This is a genomic window from Mycobacterium sp. 852002-51163_SCH5372311, from assembly GCF_001667115.1.
In the GTDB taxonomy this organism is placed as follows: Bacteria; Actinomycetota; Actinomycetes; order Mycobacteriales; family Mycobacteriaceae; genus Mycobacterium.
Genome location: NZ_LZIJ01000109.1, coordinates 1 through 16904, shown reverse-complemented (window position 1 = coordinate 16904; position 16904 = coordinate 1). Strand labels below are relative to the sequence as shown.

The window sequence follows — 16904 nt, the reverse complement described above, 5'->3', positions numbered from 1 at the left end:
ACCGGCTCTGCTGGCTTGAAGCCAACTAATGCTTGAAAGGAGGGCGGCCCCGATGATCACCATGAACGCGTTCGGCGTAGGCGTGGCTGCCCAGGCTTTGGTTGCCGGCGCCGCGAAAGCCTCCCATGCCGGCAACACCGCGGCCGCGCGTAAGCACCGTGTCGCCGCCGCGACCGAAGCGTCCGTGAATCGGGGCCATACCTAGGCGCTACCAAACAGCCCCATTTCGCCAGCAGGCCACGGACCCGAAGTCACAAGGATCCGTGGCCTCAGTTTTTGGGTGAAAACCCCCTGGTCCGGATCACCGAAAAGGACAAACACCAGACCAGGAAGCAGGTGAAGAGGACATGTCGGCACTGACAGTCCCCAGACGGACGCTGCCAGAGTTGCCGTGTCATGCCGGCGACCCCGACCTGTGGTTCGCCGAAACCCCGTCCGACCTGGAGCGTGCCAAGACGCTGTGCGCCGACTGCCCGGTCCGTCGGCAATGCCTGGCCGCGGCGCTGGACCGTGCAGAGCCCTGGGGCGTGTGGGGCGGCGAAATCTTCGACCGAGGCTCGATCGTGAGCCGCAAGCGCCCGCGCGGGCGGCCGCGTAAGCACGGCGGCAACCCCGTGGCCGCCTAGCCCACGAGAGTGCAACTACCGACGCATTCTGCGAGAGCGGACGTCGGTAGTTGCACTCTCGCGGCCGTTGAACCGGCGGTTAGACGACGGCGGTATCGGGCTCGATGAAGCCGGGAATCAGCTCCTCGGACAGTCGCTTGATCGGCACATGCGCATCGAGCTGACACAGGATGGCGGCTACCGACGCGATCACCCGCATCGGGATCGCCAGCTTGGGCGGCAGGTCCATCTGGCGGGCCGTCTTGATCTGAGTCACCGAGCGGTCCAGCTGGCTGACGGTCATCCTCTGCAGCCACTTGCGGGTGTAGTGGAACACCTCGACTTCGATGGGTTCGACGTACTGGCGCAGCATTTCGTCGATATCGCGAACGGACACCTGCTGGCCGCGCTGGATGAACCCGACCTTCTCCATGGTCGGCAACAGCAGGTCGTAGTTCTTGTCCCGGGCCAGGCGAATGGTCATCCCGAGTTCGATCGGGTAACCGCCGGGTAAGGGCGCCACGGCGCCGAAGTCGATGACGCCCATCCTGCCGTCGGGCAGCAGCATGAAGTTTCCGGGATGAGCGTCGCCGTGCAGCATTTCCAGCCGGCGCGGCGCGTCGAACGTGAGCTCGAGCAACAGCGTGCCAACGAGATCACGCTGTTCGCGGGTTCCGTCGCGGATGATGTGGGCCATCGGTATGCCGTCGATCCATTCCTGGATCACCACCTTGGGCGCGCTGGCCACGATGTGCGGCACCAGAAAGTGCGGGTGGCCTTCGTAGGCCTTCGCGAAAGCGCGCTGGTTGTCGGCTTCCAGGCGGTAGTCGAGTTCCATCTCGGTACGCTCGAAAAGCTCGTCGACCACGCCTTGCACGTCGGCGCCGGGGGCGAGTTGCTTGAGCACCCCGACCAGCCGCTGCATCGTCTTCAGATCGGCGCGCAGCGCCTCGTCGGCGCCGGGGTATTGGATCTTGACGGCCACCTGGCGGCCGTCTGACCAGATCGCTTTGTGCACCTGGCCGATGCTGGCCGAGGCCACCGGAATGTCGTCGAACGAGCTGAACCGGTCCCGCCATTTGGTGCCCAGCTGTCCGTCGAGCACCCGGTGTACCTTGTGGGCCGGCAGCGGCGGCGCATCCTTCTGCAGCTTGGTCAGCGCTTCTCGGTACGGCTCGCCGAACTGCTCGGGAATCGCGGCTTCCATCACGGACAGCGCCTGGCCGACCTTCATGGCCCCGCCCTTGAGCTCACCCAGGACGGTGAACAACTGGTTGGCGGCCTTCTCCATCAGCTCGGCGTTGACCTCGTCTTTCGACTTGCCGGTCAGCCGCTTGCCGAACCCCAGGGCAGCGCGGCCGGCCATGCCGACCGGGATACTGGCCAGCTTCGCATTGCGGGCAGCGCCGCCACGTTTGATGTCTGACACACACCCATCATCCATGACGGCCGTCGCCAGATGCCCGCAAGTACGGCCGGCAGCGGCAAAAGCCCCCGCAGGTCCGGCGTGTCGGACGCGTTGCCTCTGCTCGGTGCACGGCAAGACAAGCGGCACGCAGAGCCAATAAGTTGTCTGCGTGCGGGCTGCGATCCTGCAACGCAATCAACCGGAGGGTGGTACGGCAGAAAACCATGTCAGCCAAGCAAACGCAGCACGACGCCGCCGACGCACTGTTCAGGGCGATCATCGAGACGCTGGACAAACACCGCAACGAGCACACCCTCACGGAGACGGTGCTGGACGACCTGGCCCGGGCGTATGCGTCGATCTCCACGAACGTTCCGGAACAGGGGCGCCAGGGTTGACCCGCGGGCGCCTACGCGCCTCAACATGAGCACCATGAGCACAGGGGGTGTCGTGTCCAGTGCCGGGCGACGAGGGAGCCGGCGTGGAGGTCGAACTCCAGTGTCGCGTTCAGCGCCGACGGCGGCCCGGGATCGGGCGCACCCGGCTGTCCGCGCACCGCGTCGATCACACGGTTTACCTGGCTCAGTGCCAGCGCCGCGGTCGCCAGCAGCGTGGCCCGGTCCGCCACGCCGACGGTGTCGCGTAATTGAGCGGCGATGGCCGGCCACGCTGCGTCTCGATCGCTGCGGTGCAGATCCGCGCAGTCCAGGCAGCTCGTCTCGCCGGGGATGACCAGCGGCCCCACCAGCCCGGTGCCGTCGCGCACCCGGACGGGCAGATGCGGGACGCCCTGGCTGTGCAGATCACGGACCATGCGCGGATCAGCGACCAGGTAGTCCGTCAACACCACCAGATCCACCTCCGCCGGTGTCACCGCGGCATGCGGCTGGCTGGTATGCCTGATTCGGGCCCCGGAGCAGCGCAGCGCCTCCACCAGCAGGTCAGAAAGCGGCCCGCGGCCGTGCACCCGGATCGAGGCCGCCCGGCCGCGGCCGTGCCGGCCACCGGGGCGTCCATGGGTGGCGACGCCGGCGTCGACCAGTTGTTCGACCAAGCCGGCTAGGACGTCGGTATCCACCGAGCCGCCCGCGGCGGCCCGCCGCCGCAACTCGGTTATCGCTATGGGTGAGCGCATGGACCGCAGCAGCGTGGCCAACTCCGGCGCGGTCAGGCCGCGGGGTGGACGAACCAGCACCGCGCGGCGGGGATCCCAGCCCACCTGCACAGCGCCGTCCGGTCGAAGCAGCACCGGCATCGCCGGGTTTAGCGCAAAAAGCGAGGGCACCGGCCGCGGCATGGCTTGAGACTTTGCCACGATGGGCCCTGTGGCCCGCTCAGCTATCCACAGGACCGCCGGGCTCGGGGTTGTCGCGGTCGCCTTCGCGTTCGAGTTCGGCTATCGCTTCGTCGATACCGCTGGTGTCGCCGCCCACGATCCGGTCGATGAACCCGGCCGGCTCGTCGAGGTCTTCGGCGGTGGGCAGCAGATCCGGGTGTTGCCAGACGCCGTCGCGGGCATCCGCGCCGACGGCCTGCGTCAGGCGGTCCCACAACTCGGCGGCCTCGCGCAACTTGCGCGGCCGCAGCTCCAGCCCGACCAGGGTGGCGAAGGTCTGCTCGGCCGGGCCGCCGCTGGCCCGGCGCCGGCGCAGCGTCTCGCTCAGCGCGGCAGCGCCCGGAATCCGGTCGCCCAGTGCCGCGGTCACGACCACCTGCACCCAACCCTCGATGAGCGCGAGCAGCGTCTCGAGCCGCTCCAGCGCCTGTGTCTGCGCCGGGGTTGCCTTGGGCTCGAACACCCCCTGGCCCAGCAGCTGCTCGATCGCCGCGGGATCGGTCAGTGATGACGGATCGAAGTCGCGCGCCAGCTCTTCGATTCCGCTCATGTCGATCTGCATGCCCTTGGCATACGCCTCCACCGCGCCCAGCAACTGACTTGACAGCCAGGGCACATGGCTGAACAGGCGGTGATGCGCGGCCTCGCGGGCGGCCAGGAAGGTCAGCACCTCGCTGCGCGGCCGCTCCAGGCCCGAGGCGAACGATTCGACGGCATCGGGCAGTATCCCCGCCACACCCTTGGGTCCCAGGGGCAAACCGATTTCGGTCGAGGTCAGAACTTCGCGGGATAACCGGGCCAGCGCCTGGCCCAGCTGCGAGCCGAAGGCCATGCCGCCCATCTGCGACATCATCGACAGCAGCGGCCCGGCCATACTCTTGGCTTCCTCGGGCAACGACGACGCCCACACCGTCGAGATCTGTTCGGCCATCGGATCGCACAGCCGTTTCCAGGTCTCGAGGGTGTTGTCGACCCAGTCGCTGGGGCTCCACCCCACTGCCGTCGTGGTGCCCGCGGGCAGCGCGGTGGCGCCGTCCAACCAGGTTTCGGCGAGGCGTACCGCGTCGCCGATCGCCGAGTTCGTCGTGGCAGAGATGGGGGCGACGAACCCGATCGAGCTGGTGGCGACTCGTCGCGCCAGGTCGTAGTTGACCGGTCCCGACGCCTGTCCCCCGGCCATCACGGTGCCGGCGTTGCTGAACATCTGCCCCAGCTGGGTGAAGATCTGGCCCAGGTCGCCCATGCCGAAGTCCCCGCTGAATCCGAACGCGGCCAACGGGTCCTGGGCGCCGGAACCGGAATCGGGGTTTTTCTTGCGGTGTTCCCCTGACTCGTCTTTTGACGAGTCGTCTCCGGAGGAGAAGCCGAAAGGCGGGTCAGCCATAACGTCAACGGTACTCAAGGGTCGCCCGGAAAGCGCGATGCCGGGTCATGCTTGTAGCTGAACGGCCGTCCGGCGGCGCCGTCTAGTCTTGGCGGCGTGAACAGGCGGATTCTGACTTTGATCGTCGCGCTGGTGCCGATTGTGGTCTTCGGCGTCTTGCTCGCGGTGGTGACCGTGCCCTTCGTGTCGCTGGGTCCCGGCCCCACGTTCGACACCCTGGGTGAGTTCGACGGCAAGCAGATTGTCCACATCGAAGGCACCCAGACCCACCCGACCTCCGGGCACCTGAACATGACGACGGTGTCCCAGCGTGACGATCTGACCCTCGGCGAAGCACTCACCTTATGGCTCTCGGGAGAAGAACAGCTGGTACCGCGCGATCTGATCTACCCGCCGGGAAAGTCGCGTGACGAAGTCGACAAGGCGAACAACGCCGATTTCAAGCAGTCCGAGGACAGCGCCGCGTACGCCGCACTTGGCTACCTGAAGTACCCGTCCGCGGTGACCATCGCCAAGATCACCGATTCCAGTCCGTCGGCGGGCAAGTTGAAAACCGGCGACGCCATCGACATGGTCGATGGCACTCCGGTGGCAAACGTCGAGCAGTTCACCACGCTGCTGAAGAACACCAAGCCCGGCCAGGTGGTGACGATCGACTACCGGCGCAAGAACGAGCCGGCCGGCGTCACGCAGATCACCCTGGGCACCAACAAGGATCGCGACTACGGCTTTTTGGGTGTCTCGGTGCTCGATGCGCCGTGGGCGCCGTTCGTGGTGGACTTCAATCTCGCCAACGTCGGGGGACCTTCGGCCGGACTGATGTTCAGCCTGGCCGTCGTCGACAAGCTCACCAGCGGTGACCTGGCCGGATCGATGTTCGTCGCGGGGACCGGCACCATCTCCGTGGACGGGAAGGTAGGGCAGATCGGCGGCATCACGCACAAGATGGTCGCGGCCCGTGCCGCCGGCGCCACGGTGTTTCTGGTACCGGCAAAGAACTGCTACGAGGCCGCCTCGGACAACCCGTCCGGCTTGCGCCTGGTGAAGGTGGAAACCCTCGGCCAGGCGGTGGACGCACTGCATGCGATGACGTCGGGCGGCCAGCCCCCGAGTTGTTAGCCGGTCGGCACGGAACTTGTGGTGCGTAGAGTTGTGACCGTCTGGAAAATTCTCTAGCAACCGGCCGGGGAAGAGCAGGGAGCGTAGCCAGTGGGAATGCGGCCCGCCGCACGGATGCCGAAATTGACTCGTCGCAGCCGGATTCTGATCGTGATCGCGTTCGGTGTGATCGTGTTGCTGCTCGCGGGGCCGCGGCTGATCGACGCATATGTGGACTGGCTGTGGTTCGGTGAGCTTGGCTATCGCTCGGTGTTCACCACCGTGCTGGTGACCCGCCTGGTTGTTTTCCTGGTGGCCGGTCTGCTGGTCGGTGGCATCGTGTTCGGCGGCTTGGCGCTGGCTTACCGCACCCGCCCGGTCTTCGTCCCGAGTAACGAGAACGATCCGGTGGCTCGCTACCGCACCTTCGTGCTGTCGCGGCTACGACTGGTGGGCATCGGAATTCCGGCGGCGATCGGGCTGCTCGCCGGCATCATCGCGCAGAGCTACTGGGTTCGCATCCAGCTGTTCCTGCACGGCGGCGACTTCGGCATCAGGGATCCGCAGTTCGGCAAGGACCTCGGTTTCTACGCGTTCGAATTGCCGTTCTACCGCCTGGTGCTCAGCTACCTGTTCGTCGCGGTGTTTCTGGCTTTCGTGGCGAACCTGTTGGCGCACTACATCTTCGGAGGTATCCGGCTGGCCGGGCGCACCGGCGCGCTGAGTCGCTCGACCCGTATCCAGTTGGTCAGCATGGTCGGGATGCTGGTGGTCCTCAAAGCCGTTGCCTATTGGCTGGACCGCTATGAGCTGCTCTCGCACACTCGTAGCGGCAAGCCCTTCACCGGCGCCGGGTACACCGACATCAACGCCGTATTGCCGGCCAAGCTGATTTTGATGACGATCGCGCTGATCTGCGCGGCCGCGGTTTTCTCCGCGATTACGTTGCGGGACTTGAGGATTCCCGCGATCGGTCTGGTGTTGCTGCTGCTGTCGTCGCTTATCGTGGGCGCCGGCTGGCCTCTGGTGGTCGAGCAGCTCATCGCCAAGCCTGACGCTGTGCGCAAGGAAAGCGAGTACATCAGCCGAAGTATCACCGCGACTCGACAGGCCTACGGCCTGACCGACGACGTCGTCAGCTATCGCAGCTATAGCGGTGACGCTGCGGCAACGCCTCAGCAGGTCGCCGCCGACCGCGCCACCACCTCCAACATCCGGCTACTCGACCCGACGATTGTGAGCCAGACGTTCACCCAATTCCAGCGCGGCAAGAATAACTTCTATTACTTCCCCGAGCAGTTGTCCATCGACCGCTACCTGGACCGCAACGGCGCCCTGCGCGACTATGTCGTGGCGGCGCGTGAACTCAACCCGGACCGCTTGGTCGACAACCAGCGGGACTGGATCAACCGGCATACCGTATTCACGCACGGCAATGGATTTGTGGCGTCGCCGGCCAACACGGTGCGTGGCATCGCCAACGACCCGACTCAGAACGGCGGTTATCCCCAGTTCCTGGTCAACGTCGTGGGTCCCAACGCGGCGCCCACCGGGCCGGTGCCGCTGGACCAGCCGCGGGTCTACTTCGGCCCGGTGATCTCCAACACCGCCGCCGACTATGCGATCGTCGGGAAGAACGGCGATGACCGCGAATACGACTACGACACCAACACCGACACCAAGAGATACACCTACACGGGTGCTGGTGGCGTCCCGATCGGCAGCTGGATATCGCGGAGCGTGTTCGCCGCGAAGTTCGCCGAGCGAAACTTCTTGTTCTCCAGCGTAATTGGCTCCAACAGCAGGATTCTGTTCAACCGTGACCCCGCGCAGCGGGTAGAGGCGGTGGCGCCGTGGCTGACGGCTGACAGTGCCGTGTACCCGGCGATCGTCAACAAGCGGCTGGTGTGGATCATCGACGGGTACACCACGCTGGACAACTACCCGTACTCCGAACTCACGTCGCTGTCGTCAGCGACGGCGGATTCCACTGAGGTGGCTTTCAACCGGCTGGCGCCGGACAAGCAGGTGTCGTACATCCGCAATTCGGTGAAGGCCACGGTGGACGCCTATGACGGCACCGTCACGCTGTATCAACAGGATGAACAAGACCCGGTGCTGAAAGCCTGGATGAGGGTCTTCCCCGGAACGGTCAAGCCGAAGAGCGAGATCACACCCGAGCTCAGGGAGCATCTGCGTTATCCCGAAGACCTGTTCAAGGTGCAGCGGATGCTACTGGCCAAATACCACGTGCCGCCCGATCGTCCGGGGACGTTCTTCAACTCGTCGGATTTCTGGGACGTGCCGCTGGATCCGAATCCGACCGCCAGCAGTTATCAACCGCCCTATTACATCGTCGCGAAAAACATTCTGAAGAACGATAATTCGCCGTCCTATCAGCTGACCAGTGCAATGAACCGGTTCAAACAGGATTTCCTGGCCGCCTACATCAGCGCGAGTTGCGATCCCGCGACGTACGGGAAGATCACGGTGCTGACCATTCCGGGCAACGTCAACGGTCCCAAGCTGGCCAACAACGCCATCACCACCGACACCGCGGTTTCCCAAGATCTCGGCGTGATCGGGCGGGACAACCAAAACCGGATCAAGTGGGGCAATTTGCTCACGTTGCCGGTAGCGCAGGGCGGGCTGCTCTACGTCGAGCCGGTCTATGCCTCCCCGGGCAGCAGCGACGCCGCCTCGTCGTATCCACGCCTGATCCGGGTGGCGATGATGTACAACGACAAGATCGGGTACGGACCCACCGTGGGCGAGGCTCTCGACAGATTGTTCGGGCCGGGGGCGGGTGCCGCCGCGACCGGGATCGAACCCACCGAGGGCGCCCCGCCGAAGCCGCCGGCGAATGCCCCGGTGCCGGCCGCCGGACCCGGACCGCCTGCGCCCCCGACGGCAGTACCGCCGGCTCCCGAGGGAACAGTGACGCTGTCTGCGGCCAAAGCCGCTGCGCTGCAAGAGGTTGAGGCCGCCATGAGTGCGGCGCGGGAGGCGCAGAAGAAGGGTGACTTCGGTGCCTACGGGGCTGCGCTGCAGCGGCTCGACGAGGCGATCAACAAGTTCAACAACACCAAGTAGCCTCTGGCGCGAGTAACTTCTGCCGCGAGCGTGCGTGTTTGTACGCCGACACGCCGTAAACCATGGCAATTTGCGCACGCTCGCGGCCGGCTACCGTTGCATTCGGCGGGCAACCTCGCCATAGCGTTCGAAGCGCTCGTGATCGCCGAGTGCGTTGTACAGCACCAGACGCGTGGCGATCCCGCCGTACTTGTCGGTGAGCGCGTCGGCGAGGCCGTCCCAGGTGGACTCGGTGGCGAAGGCGGCGATGTGCTCGTCGGTGATTTGTGCGGCCATGCCGGCGAAGTCGCCCGCCTTCTGCTTTTCCCGAATGCGTGCGGTCGTGCCCTCGAAACCGGCCTCTTCCCAGATGAACGAATAGTTGGGTGTGCTGCCGTAGAAGCTCATGCTGGCCCGCACCAACTCCCGTTGGTTGGCGCGCTCTTCGTCGGTGTCGCCGGCGATCGTCATCACCGGAACGATCATCGCGATGTCCGACGGCGAGCGTCCCGCTTTCGCCGCGCCTTCGGCGACCTCCGGCACTACGTGCCGAGTGAGATAGCCGGGCTCGCCGAGAGGATGGACATGGACCCCGTCGGCGACTTCGCCCGCCATCCGCAGCATCCACGAATTCACCGCTGCGACATCGACTTTGGGATCCGGCGCCTCGATGGGGCCCGCACTCCACTGCGGAGTGATGTAGTCGAGGTCGTAGAACTCCCCGTGGTGGTCGAGCGTTCCGGTGCGGAACGCCGCGAAGCATGCCTTCACGGCACGCACGTAGTCGCGCAACCGCGGACCCGGGTGCTCGAACGGCATGCCGTATCGCCGCACCACGTGCGTGCGCACCTGGGTGCCCAGCCCGAGCCGGAACTTTCCGCCGGTCGCTTCCTGCAGCTCCCACGCCGCTGCCGCCGTGACGAACGGGCTGCGCGGAAATGCCACCGCGACCCCGGTGGACAGCTCCAGCCCCGGCGCGGCCTGCGATGCGACGGCGGCATTCAAATAGGCCGTCCGGCCGGTTTCGGTGAACAGCAGGCCGGAGAAGCCGGCGGCCTGCGTTCGGCGGGCCAGCTCACCGATCTTGCCCAGTGGCTGCGGAATCGTCATCATGTCGACCTGCACGGGGCAACAGTATGCCCTGAAATGGTCGCCGACGGGAGCAGGCTCATGTGTCGGCTATGAAAAGCGTTGAGCGGCTGGTGATATCGGCAATCGAGTCCAGCTGCGCGGGCGGTAGGCAACGTCTGCTCGGAAGCGAATGTCGGATTTTGTGGGAAAGACGGCCGCAAACCCGGCGGTGGGTTGACTGCACACCGCGCAAACTGAGGACACGGCAAGTAGTGGAAGGAGCGGACAAATGGACGTCTATGAAGCGCTGTACACCACCAGAATGATGCGGCGGTTGCGGCCGGATCCAGTTCCGCTGGACGTGCAGGCGCGCATCCTCGACGCGGCCGTGCGCGCACCCAACGGCGGTAACACCCAACGCTGGCACTTTGTGGCCGTTGACGATCCAGCACTCATACGTGAGTTCGCTCAACTGTTCCGGCAGGCCCGCGCCCTGGAATACGACAAATTCAGGACCGGGACGGGACCGATGGTCGCGGCCGCACCCGGTGCCGACCCGGCCGCTCACGCGGAAACGATGCGCCGAATCAAAGGTTCCGGGGACTATCTGGCCGACCATTTCGAGGAAGTTCCCCTGTTGCTCTTCGTCTTCGCCATCGACGACCTCGGCGGCGCCAACATCTACCCGGCGATCTGGAGTGTGTTGCTGGCCGCCCGGGCCGAGGGTGTGGGAGGCGTAATGACGATGGTGCTGAACAATTTCAGGGACAGGGTAAACGAGTTACTGGGCGTGCCCGTCGAGGAAGGCTGGAAGATGTCGGCCATGCTGACCCTCGGGTACCCACGGGGAAAGTGGGGCGTCGCCGCCAATCGCCGTCCGGTGCATGAGGTTTCGTCCCGCAACCACTGGGATTCGCCATTCGGCGTCGAGGTACCCCAGCCGCTGTGGCCGCCGCATGGCGATGCGACGTCCGGGCTGGCCGCAGCGGTTTGACTGACACTCGGCAGTTCTCACTGGAACAGGAGGTATCTGACATGGCAGACCCGACTGGAATCGGAGTCAGCGTCGTGCAGCCCGGCGAAGGCGACTATGCCGCGCTTCCCGGCTTCGGGGCGGTCTTCAAGTTGTCTAGCAAGACCAACGGGGGTGAGGTGTCCATCGTCGAGCATCCGTTCGAGGTGGGCTTCATTACCGCGGCGCATCGGCATACCCGCGAAGACGAACATTCCTTCGTGCTGACCGGTGAGATCGGGTTCCGCTCCGACGACAGCGAAGTGGTCCTGGGCCCGGGTGGCTACATCACCAAGCCCCGCGGGCAAATGCACGCGATGTGGAACGCGGGCAACGAACCCGGTCGCATCGTCGAGATCATCACGCCGGGGGGATTCGAGAACTACTTCAGGGAACTCAGCGAACTGCTCGGTGACCACATCGGCGGTGCGGTTGGCACCCCACTTCATGAGCTGTCCGAGTTCGGCGAACTCGCGGAGAAGTACGGGCTGACCTACGGCGACCCGGAATGGATGGATGACATCGTGCGCCGCTATCGGCTCAACCGGCCATCGCACTGAAGTCCCCTGAGCCGCGATTTGGTGGCCCGGCGAGCGTTGGGTAACCTTGCGTTTACCGACGCGGGGTGGAGCAGCTCGGTAGCTCGCTGGGCTCATAACCCAGAGGTCGCAGGTTCGAATCCTGTCCCCGCTACCAGCGGAAATGGCCCTCAGGCGCACGCCTGGGGGCCATTTCCATGCCCTTTGGGAACACTTTTGGGAACATTAGCGAAGCTAATGAGCGCATTGTCGGCCGGGTTTACTGCGCAGCCAGCGATAGCCTTGGCGTCTGAGATCACCGGTAGGGAGGTGTGGGTAGTGGCGCGTCGTGTTGTGACGAAAGACGTCGTGAAGCGAATCGCGGTGCGATCCACCAAGGCCTCGGCGAAGCTGGAGGACCGGTCAGTCCCGGCCGGCTACGTGCGGTCAGCGTCGGTGCAGAAGTTTCTCGCTGAGCGACGGCCTCGGCCCGAATAACCCGAGGCGGTCAGCCATCAGCCGTTAGTTCCACAGTGCTTTCGCCGAAGTCCGCGACGATTCGTAGGTTTCCGCCCAGTGCGGCGACATAGGACTGCAAGGTGCCCAACTCGGTGTGCGATAGGTCTCCGCTTTCGAGCTTGGACACCCGCGCCTGCGAGACACCCATGAGAGCCGCGACGTCGGCCTGACGAGCATGACCATGCGCCTTGCGAATGTGAGCGAGGCGCTGGGCCTGGACGGCATCGTGCATCTCCTTACGCGCAGCATCGGCGCGGTCTGGGTCCAGACGACCCTGCGCGATGGCATCGGCACGAATCTCACGCCAGTTGCGTGCCATCGTCATTCACCTCCCTCAGTCGCTAGCCAGTCCTCGTAGCGCCGCTCAGCTATCGGAATGTTCTTGTCGTACCAGCTTCTCCAGTTGCCTACCTTGTCACCGCCCAGCAGCAGGATCGCCTGCCGCTGGGGATCGAAGATGAACAGGATCCGGATGCTAGTGCCCGCAGGCCGCAGCTCCTTCATGCTATGGAACTTCGACCCGTTGACCTTGTCCGCCGTCGGCCGGCCCAGCGTTGGTCCTTCCAGCTCAAGCAGGTCGATGGCGCCAGTGACCGCGGCCATCGCGTCCTCGTCGAGCGTGAAATACCAGCGTTCGACCTCCTCGAGCAGGATCACTTCCCAGTACATCGACATTAATATAACTTAAAGGTTATATGCAACATTCCTCATCCGGCAGGTCAGCTCGTCGGCTCGGTATCCGACTCCCAGGCGCCGCCGAGCAGGAATTCGGCTGCCTGCTCCGCTGCCTCGCGGTCATCGTTGCCCAACACGTGAGCGTAAGTCTCCAGGAAGAAGCCGACATTGGCATGGCCGATGCGCTCGCTGATTACCTTCGGGCTGACACCGGCCCGCAGCGCCCCGGTGGCGTAGGAGTGGCGCAGGTCGTGGAAGGTGATGCGGGACAGGCCCGCTGCGGCCGCCAGTCGGGCGAATCGCTGTCGGATCGTGTCCGGATGCGGCGGTCGGCCGTCCTGGTAGGTGAACAGGTAGTCGCCGGGGTGGTAGGCGTCGCCGAAGAATTCGCGTTCGCTGTCTTGAAGTTCGCGCCACCGGCGCAGTGCGGCGACTGTGGCACGGTCGATCGAGATGGTCTGGTCGGCGTTGCGGGTCTTCCCCCCGGCCTTGTCAAGCGCCCGGCCACCGACCACCACGCGATTGTCGTGCACGGTGATCACCCCGGCATCCAGATCGACATCGGACCACTTCAGACCGCAAACCTGTCCACGCCTGATGCCCGTGGTGAGTTCGAGCAGGAACAGCGCCGCGAACCGATCGTCGCGGATCGATGCGAGGAAAGTCCGGATCTCCTCGGGCTTCCACACCATGCGGCGGGTTCGCGGGCGGCGCGGCGGCTTCACATTGCTGGCCGGGTTGTCGGTGAGGTACTTCCAGGCGACGGCGTCGACTAGCGCCCGATGCAGGAAGGCGTGGACATTGCGGACGGTCTTAGGCGCCAGGCCCGGCGAAACCGGTTTGGGCACAATGCCTACCCGGTAACGCCGCACCGCGGTGCGAGCCGCGTGGATTGTCGTCTTGCAGGCCTCAGAAAGCTGCCGTGGTGTGGGTGGGTCGCCGGCGGCACTGCATTTTGACCAGTACGCGTACATGACGGAGTCGTTGTCGCGCTTGACGCGGCCCTCGGTCAGCAGTTTGGTGTAGAGCCTGAGCAACTGGGGTTCGTCGAGTCGTTGCAGGCGTTCGGCGCCGATGTGCGGGATGACATAGGTACGCGCGTAGTCGCTCCAACTGCGCCACGTCGTGGCGTCGAGTGCCGGTTGGACCGCGGCGAGCCATTCGGTCAGGAACTGCGCGACCGTGCGGGTCGACGGTTTGACCACCCGGCCGCGGTCGGCATCGCGCATGGCATCACGGCACGCCTTCCAGGCTTCGCGCTCGGTGTCGAAGCCGCCCTTGGTGATCCAGGGATACCGGCCGGTTGACGGGTCTCGCTCGGGCAGGCGGAACTTGTAGTACCACGTCGAGCCACGCTGGTGCACTACGCCTTTCACGACGCCACCAGCTCACGCAGTCCCGAGGTCAAGACGTAAACGCGGCCGCCGAGCCGACGCACCGGCAGTTCGCCGGAGGCCACCAACCGATAGGCTGCGGCACGGCTGATTCCCAACAGCCGCGCGGCGTGGGGTACCGCGAGCAGCAGGGGAAGGTCATTTAACACGTTGCTCTCCAAGATGATTCACCACCTTTCCATAAGTTGGACGGATCATTCTTCGCATGGACGAGGCCTGTGGACTTGCGGGCTGCACTGTGGACAAAACCGCGCTGCTTCGGTTCCGCCGGGTTGAATGACCGTGATCGTGCGAGAATGCGCGTCCTCGCATTCACCACACCACGGCACGGCCGCTATAGATGAATTTGGCACTGGCCCAAGACTGCCGAGACGCCGGGCCAGCACGCGGACCGGATCGCGCACCCCGTCTGGGTTCCGGGTCAGCTGCTCGGCGAGATCTGTCGCCGGCCAACCGCGCGCCAAGGCAGACTCGATGCTCGGCAGGAGGCTACGCGCCGCGTCAACGCGCAGCTTCCACGTCCGAGTCAGTGTCTCCAGAATCCGTGCGGCATCATCGCCTGGTTCGGATGGGGGTTCACATGATGGGTTCAAGGGGTCTCGCTGTGACACCCCCGTGGGGTGGCGCTCTGACACCGTCCCCGTGTCATGCGGTGACGGGGCCCGTGTCAGATCGAGACGGGGGAGTGTCAGACCGAGACTGGGGAGTGTCGTAGCCGTTTGGGGCGAAACATGTGGTGCGCGAGGATGATTCAGGTAGTAGCGAGACGATCGTCGCGCCCCGGAATCATGAAACTGCGGCCGTCGAGTGATATAGCCGCGTGCCTCCAGATTCTTGAGTGCACGCAGGACGGTGCTCCTGGAGGCATTGGCCTCGGTCATCAGCGTCCGAACAGAGGGGTAGCAGGAGAAGTTCTCGTCTGCTTTGTTCGCCAGCAGAATGAGGATGAACTTTGTCGTCGTGGGCCCGACATCTGAGTCCGTCGCCCAGGCGAGCGCACTCCAGCTCATCCCAGTTCGCGGTTCGCGGATTGCGCTTCGCGGCCAGTCCCTGCGCGCGGGTCCCTGCGCTGATCCTTGTCACGGCGTTCCATACCTGCAACGGTAAAGCCGCGGATGCCGTTGCGCCCTGATGGACAGTGAAAATCCTTGCCAGATCTCGGATCATTCACCGGGCCATGACACGCAATGAAACGTCGTGAAACACGCTGTGTTCCAGTAAGTTGTCGCGCACCCTTTGTGGATTTGAGAACTGGGCTGTGTGGCGCGCAGTTGGCGACTCCGTTGGTCTGCGCAACCGGCCCGCAACACTGTTCGGGCCGACCACGTGCGGTGGCGGGACCGCGAGGGGCGCGGCGCGGGCGATGAACATCGCGGCGAGGGCGCTCGACCTCCGATACCGTCCGCGTCACGGCAAAGCGTGTCGAGATCGCGACGTGATGCGAAGTGGCATTGGCGGCGACTTATTTCGTCGGCAGTTTCAGCACCTGACCGTAGCCGTAGTCGGTGACGTAGAGGGTGCCGGCGGCATCCACCGCCACACCGTAGGGGAAGCTGAGGCCGGTGAATGGCACTTCCTGGCTGGAGGAGCCCGCCGCCAACTTCACCACCCGCTTGTTGTCGTAGTCGGTGATGTAGAGGGTGCCGGCGGTATCCACCGCCACACCGTGGGGTTCGCTGAGGCCGGTGAACGGCAGCACCTCCTGGCTTGACGAGCCCGCCGCCAACTTCAACACCCGCTTGTTTCCACTGTCGGCGACGTAGAGGTTGCCAGCGGTGTCCACCGCTACACCCCCGAGGAAGCTGAGGCCGGTGAACGGCAGCACCTCCTGGCTTGAGGAGCCCGCCGCCAACTTCACTACCCGAGGGTTGCCGACGTGGTCGGTGATGTAGAGGGTGCCGGCGGCATCCACCGCCACACCGTCGGGTTCGAAGAGGCCGGTGAACGGCAGCACCTCCTGGCTCGAGGAGCCCGCCGCCAACTTCAACACCCGCTTGTTTCCACTGTCGGCGACGTAGAGGTTGCCGGCGGCATCCACCGCCACACCGTCGGGGAAGCTGAGGCCGGTGAACGGCAGCACCTCCTGGCTCGAGGAGCCCGCCGCCAACTTCACCACCCGATGGTTGCCGTTGTCGGTGACGTAGACGGTGCTGGCGGCATCCACCGCCACACCGTAGGGGTGGTCGAGGCCGGTGAACGGCAGCACCGTCTGCGACTTCGAGGTCGGCGACGATGTTGGAGGTGACGACGAAATGTGTTGACCTACGACGGTCACCGCTATTCCGGCAAGGGGGAGAACGACAAAAATGACAGCGCCGACGATGACTGCGATTAGGAGGCGCCGACTGATGCCGCCGGGCCTTGCCGGGGTGGGCGGCGCCGGTCGCGCCAGCGGAGCCGGCTTGGCGGGGGGCGGTGACGCGGCCTTCACGGTCGCTGGCTGGTCGGTCGCGACATTGGGTGCCGGCTGTGTCTCTCGGATTCGCGTCGGATTCGCTGCCGGTCGCTGAATGGGCTCGGTGATCGCGTCGCGGGCGGCATCGGCAAACTCCACTGTGGTCGCGTATCGCTGGTCGGGGTCTTTGGCCATGCCGGTCGCGATGACCTCGTCGACAGCGGGAGGCACATTGGGTTGGGTGGTCGAGGGTCGCGGCGGGGGGGTACTCAGGTGTGCGGCGACCAGGCGCGCCATCGTGTCTTCCTCGAAGGGCGGGTGTCCGGTCAGGCATTCATAGAGCACGCAGGCCAGCGAATAGATGTCGGCGCGGGCATCTTCTGCTCTGCTGTCGAGGCGCTCGGGTGCGATGTATTG

At 65.1% G+C, this 16904-nt stretch carries 17 protein-coding genes and 1 tRNA gene; 8 read left to right on the top strand and 10 right to left on the bottom strand.

Features of this window, described 5'->3' with window-relative positions:
* Positions 1-52: 52 nt before the first annotated feature.
* Both A5791_RS26800 and A5791_RS13800 read left to right on the top strand, forming a co-directional pair.
* Positions 53-205 carry a hypothetical protein gene (locus tag A5791_RS26800; RefSeq protein WP_197504687.1) on the top strand — a complete coding sequence of 51 codons (153 nt, stop codon included), beginning with the start codon at positions 53-55 and terminating at the stop codon, positions 203-205.
* Between the two features lie 142 nt (positions 206-347).
* Positions 348-626: a WhiB family transcriptional regulator gene (locus tag A5791_RS13800; RefSeq protein WP_067237307.1), complete on the top strand. Its 279-nt coding sequence runs from the start codon at positions 348-350 to the stop codon at positions 624-626.
* A 79-nt stretch (positions 627-705) separates the two neighbouring features.
* On the opposite strand, the gene A5791_RS13795 is transcribed toward A5791_RS13800, so the two are convergent.
* On the bottom strand, positions 706-2049 hold the full coding sequence (locus A5791_RS13795; RefSeq protein WP_067237303.1) for an AarF/ABC1/UbiB kinase family protein: 1344 nt from the start codon (positions 2047-2049) through the stop codon (positions 706-708).
* A gap of 188 nt (positions 2050-2237) precedes the next feature.
* On the opposite strand from A5791_RS13795, the gene A5791_RS26495 reads away from it, so the two are divergent.
* The gene (locus A5791_RS26495) at positions 2238-2411 is read left to right on the top strand and encodes a hypothetical protein (RefSeq protein WP_156661264.1); all 174 of its coding nucleotides are present in this window, start codon (positions 2238-2240) and stop codon (positions 2409-2411) included.
* Positions 2412-2431: 20 nt separating this feature from the next.
* On the opposite strand, the gene A5791_RS13790 is transcribed toward A5791_RS26495, so the two are convergent.
* Positions 2432-3310, bottom strand: a complete 879-nt coding sequence (locus tag A5791_RS13790) for a cyclodehydratase (protein ID WP_067237301.1) — start codon at positions 3308-3310, stop codon at positions 2432-2434.
* A 37-nt stretch (positions 3311-3347) separates the two neighbouring features.
* On the bottom strand, positions 3348-4751 hold the full coding sequence (locus tag A5791_RS13785; protein ID WP_197504686.1) for a zinc-dependent metalloprotease: 1404 nt from the start codon (positions 4749-4751) through the stop codon (positions 3348-3350).
* Between the two features lie 78 nt (positions 4752-4829).
* Here A5791_RS13785 and A5791_RS13780 point away from each other — a divergent pair, with 78 nt between their 5' ends.
* Both A5791_RS13780 and A5791_RS13775 read left to right on the top strand, forming a co-directional pair.
* Positions 4830-5852, top strand: coding sequence for a PDZ domain-containing protein (locus A5791_RS13780; RefSeq protein WP_067237293.1), 1023 nt, complete (start codon positions 4830-4832; stop codon positions 5850-5852).
* Positions 5853-5942: 90 nt separating this feature from the next.
* Entirely contained in the window at positions 5943-8924 is a 2982-nt protein-coding gene (locus A5791_RS13775) for a UPF0182 family protein (RefSeq protein ID WP_067237290.1), read from the top strand.
* A 90-nt stretch (positions 8925-9014) separates the two neighbouring features.
* Here A5791_RS13775 and A5791_RS13770 read toward each other — a convergent pair whose 3' ends face one another.
* Positions 9015-10028: a TIGR03617 family F420-dependent LLM class oxidoreductase gene (locus A5791_RS13770; protein ID WP_067237287.1), complete on the bottom strand. Its 1014-nt coding sequence runs from the start codon at positions 10026-10028 to the stop codon at positions 9015-9017.
* A 235-nt stretch (positions 10029-10263) separates the two neighbouring features.
* On the opposite strand from A5791_RS13770, the gene A5791_RS13765 reads away from it, so the two are divergent.
* From A5791_RS13765 to A5791_RS13755, 3 genes are all read left to right on the top strand, one after another.
* Entirely contained in the window at positions 10264-10968 is a 705-nt protein-coding gene (locus A5791_RS13765) for a nitroreductase family protein (RefSeq protein WP_067237284.1), read from the top strand.
* A gap of 41 nt (positions 10969-11009) precedes the next feature.
* Positions 11010-11546, top strand: coding sequence for a cupin domain-containing protein (locus tag A5791_RS13760; protein WP_067237660.1), 537 nt, complete (start codon positions 11010-11012; stop codon positions 11544-11546).
* Positions 11547-11605: 59 nt separating this feature from the next.
* Positions 11606-11682 (top strand) — tRNA-Met (locus A5791_RS13755).
* A 330-nt stretch (positions 11683-12012) separates the two neighbouring features.
* On the opposite strand, the gene A5791_RS13750 is transcribed toward A5791_RS13755, so the two are convergent.
* From A5791_RS13750 to A5791_RS13730, 6 genes are all read right to left on the bottom strand, one after another.
* Entirely contained in the window at positions 12013-12348 is a 336-nt protein-coding gene (locus A5791_RS13750) for an XRE family transcriptional regulator (protein ID WP_067237281.1), read from the bottom strand.
* Positions 12345-12692 carry a type II toxin-antitoxin system RelE/ParE family toxin gene (locus tag A5791_RS13745; RefSeq protein WP_067237657.1) on the bottom strand — a complete coding sequence of 116 codons (348 nt, stop codon included), beginning with the start codon at positions 12690-12692 and terminating at the stop codon, positions 12345-12347. The genes A5791_RS13750 and A5791_RS13745 overlap by 4 nt, the downstream gene beginning before the upstream one ends.
* A 50-nt stretch (positions 12693-12742) precedes the next feature.
* The gene (locus tag A5791_RS13740) at positions 12743-14074 is read right to left on the bottom strand and encodes a site-specific integrase (protein ID WP_082966915.1); all 1332 of its coding nucleotides are present in this window, start codon (positions 14072-14074) and stop codon (positions 12743-12745) included.
* Positions 14071-14241 carry a helix-turn-helix domain-containing protein gene (locus A5791_RS13735; protein WP_231995901.1) on the bottom strand — a complete coding sequence of 57 codons (171 nt, stop codon included), beginning with the start codon at positions 14239-14241 and terminating at the stop codon, positions 14071-14073. The genes A5791_RS13740 and A5791_RS13735 overlap by 4 nt, the downstream gene beginning before the upstream one ends.
* Positions 14242-14286: 45 nt before the next feature.
* Positions 14287-15102 (bottom strand): helix-turn-helix domain-containing protein, encoded by an 816-nt coding sequence (locus A5791_RS26010; RefSeq protein WP_082966914.1) that lies wholly within the window; start codon positions 15100-15102, stop codon positions 14287-14289.
* A 452-nt stretch (positions 15103-15554) separates the two neighbouring features.
* Positions 15555-16904, bottom strand: a 1350-nt coding sequence (locus tag A5791_RS13730; protein ID WP_067237274.1) for a protein kinase, incomplete at its 5' end; no start/stop codon positions are given.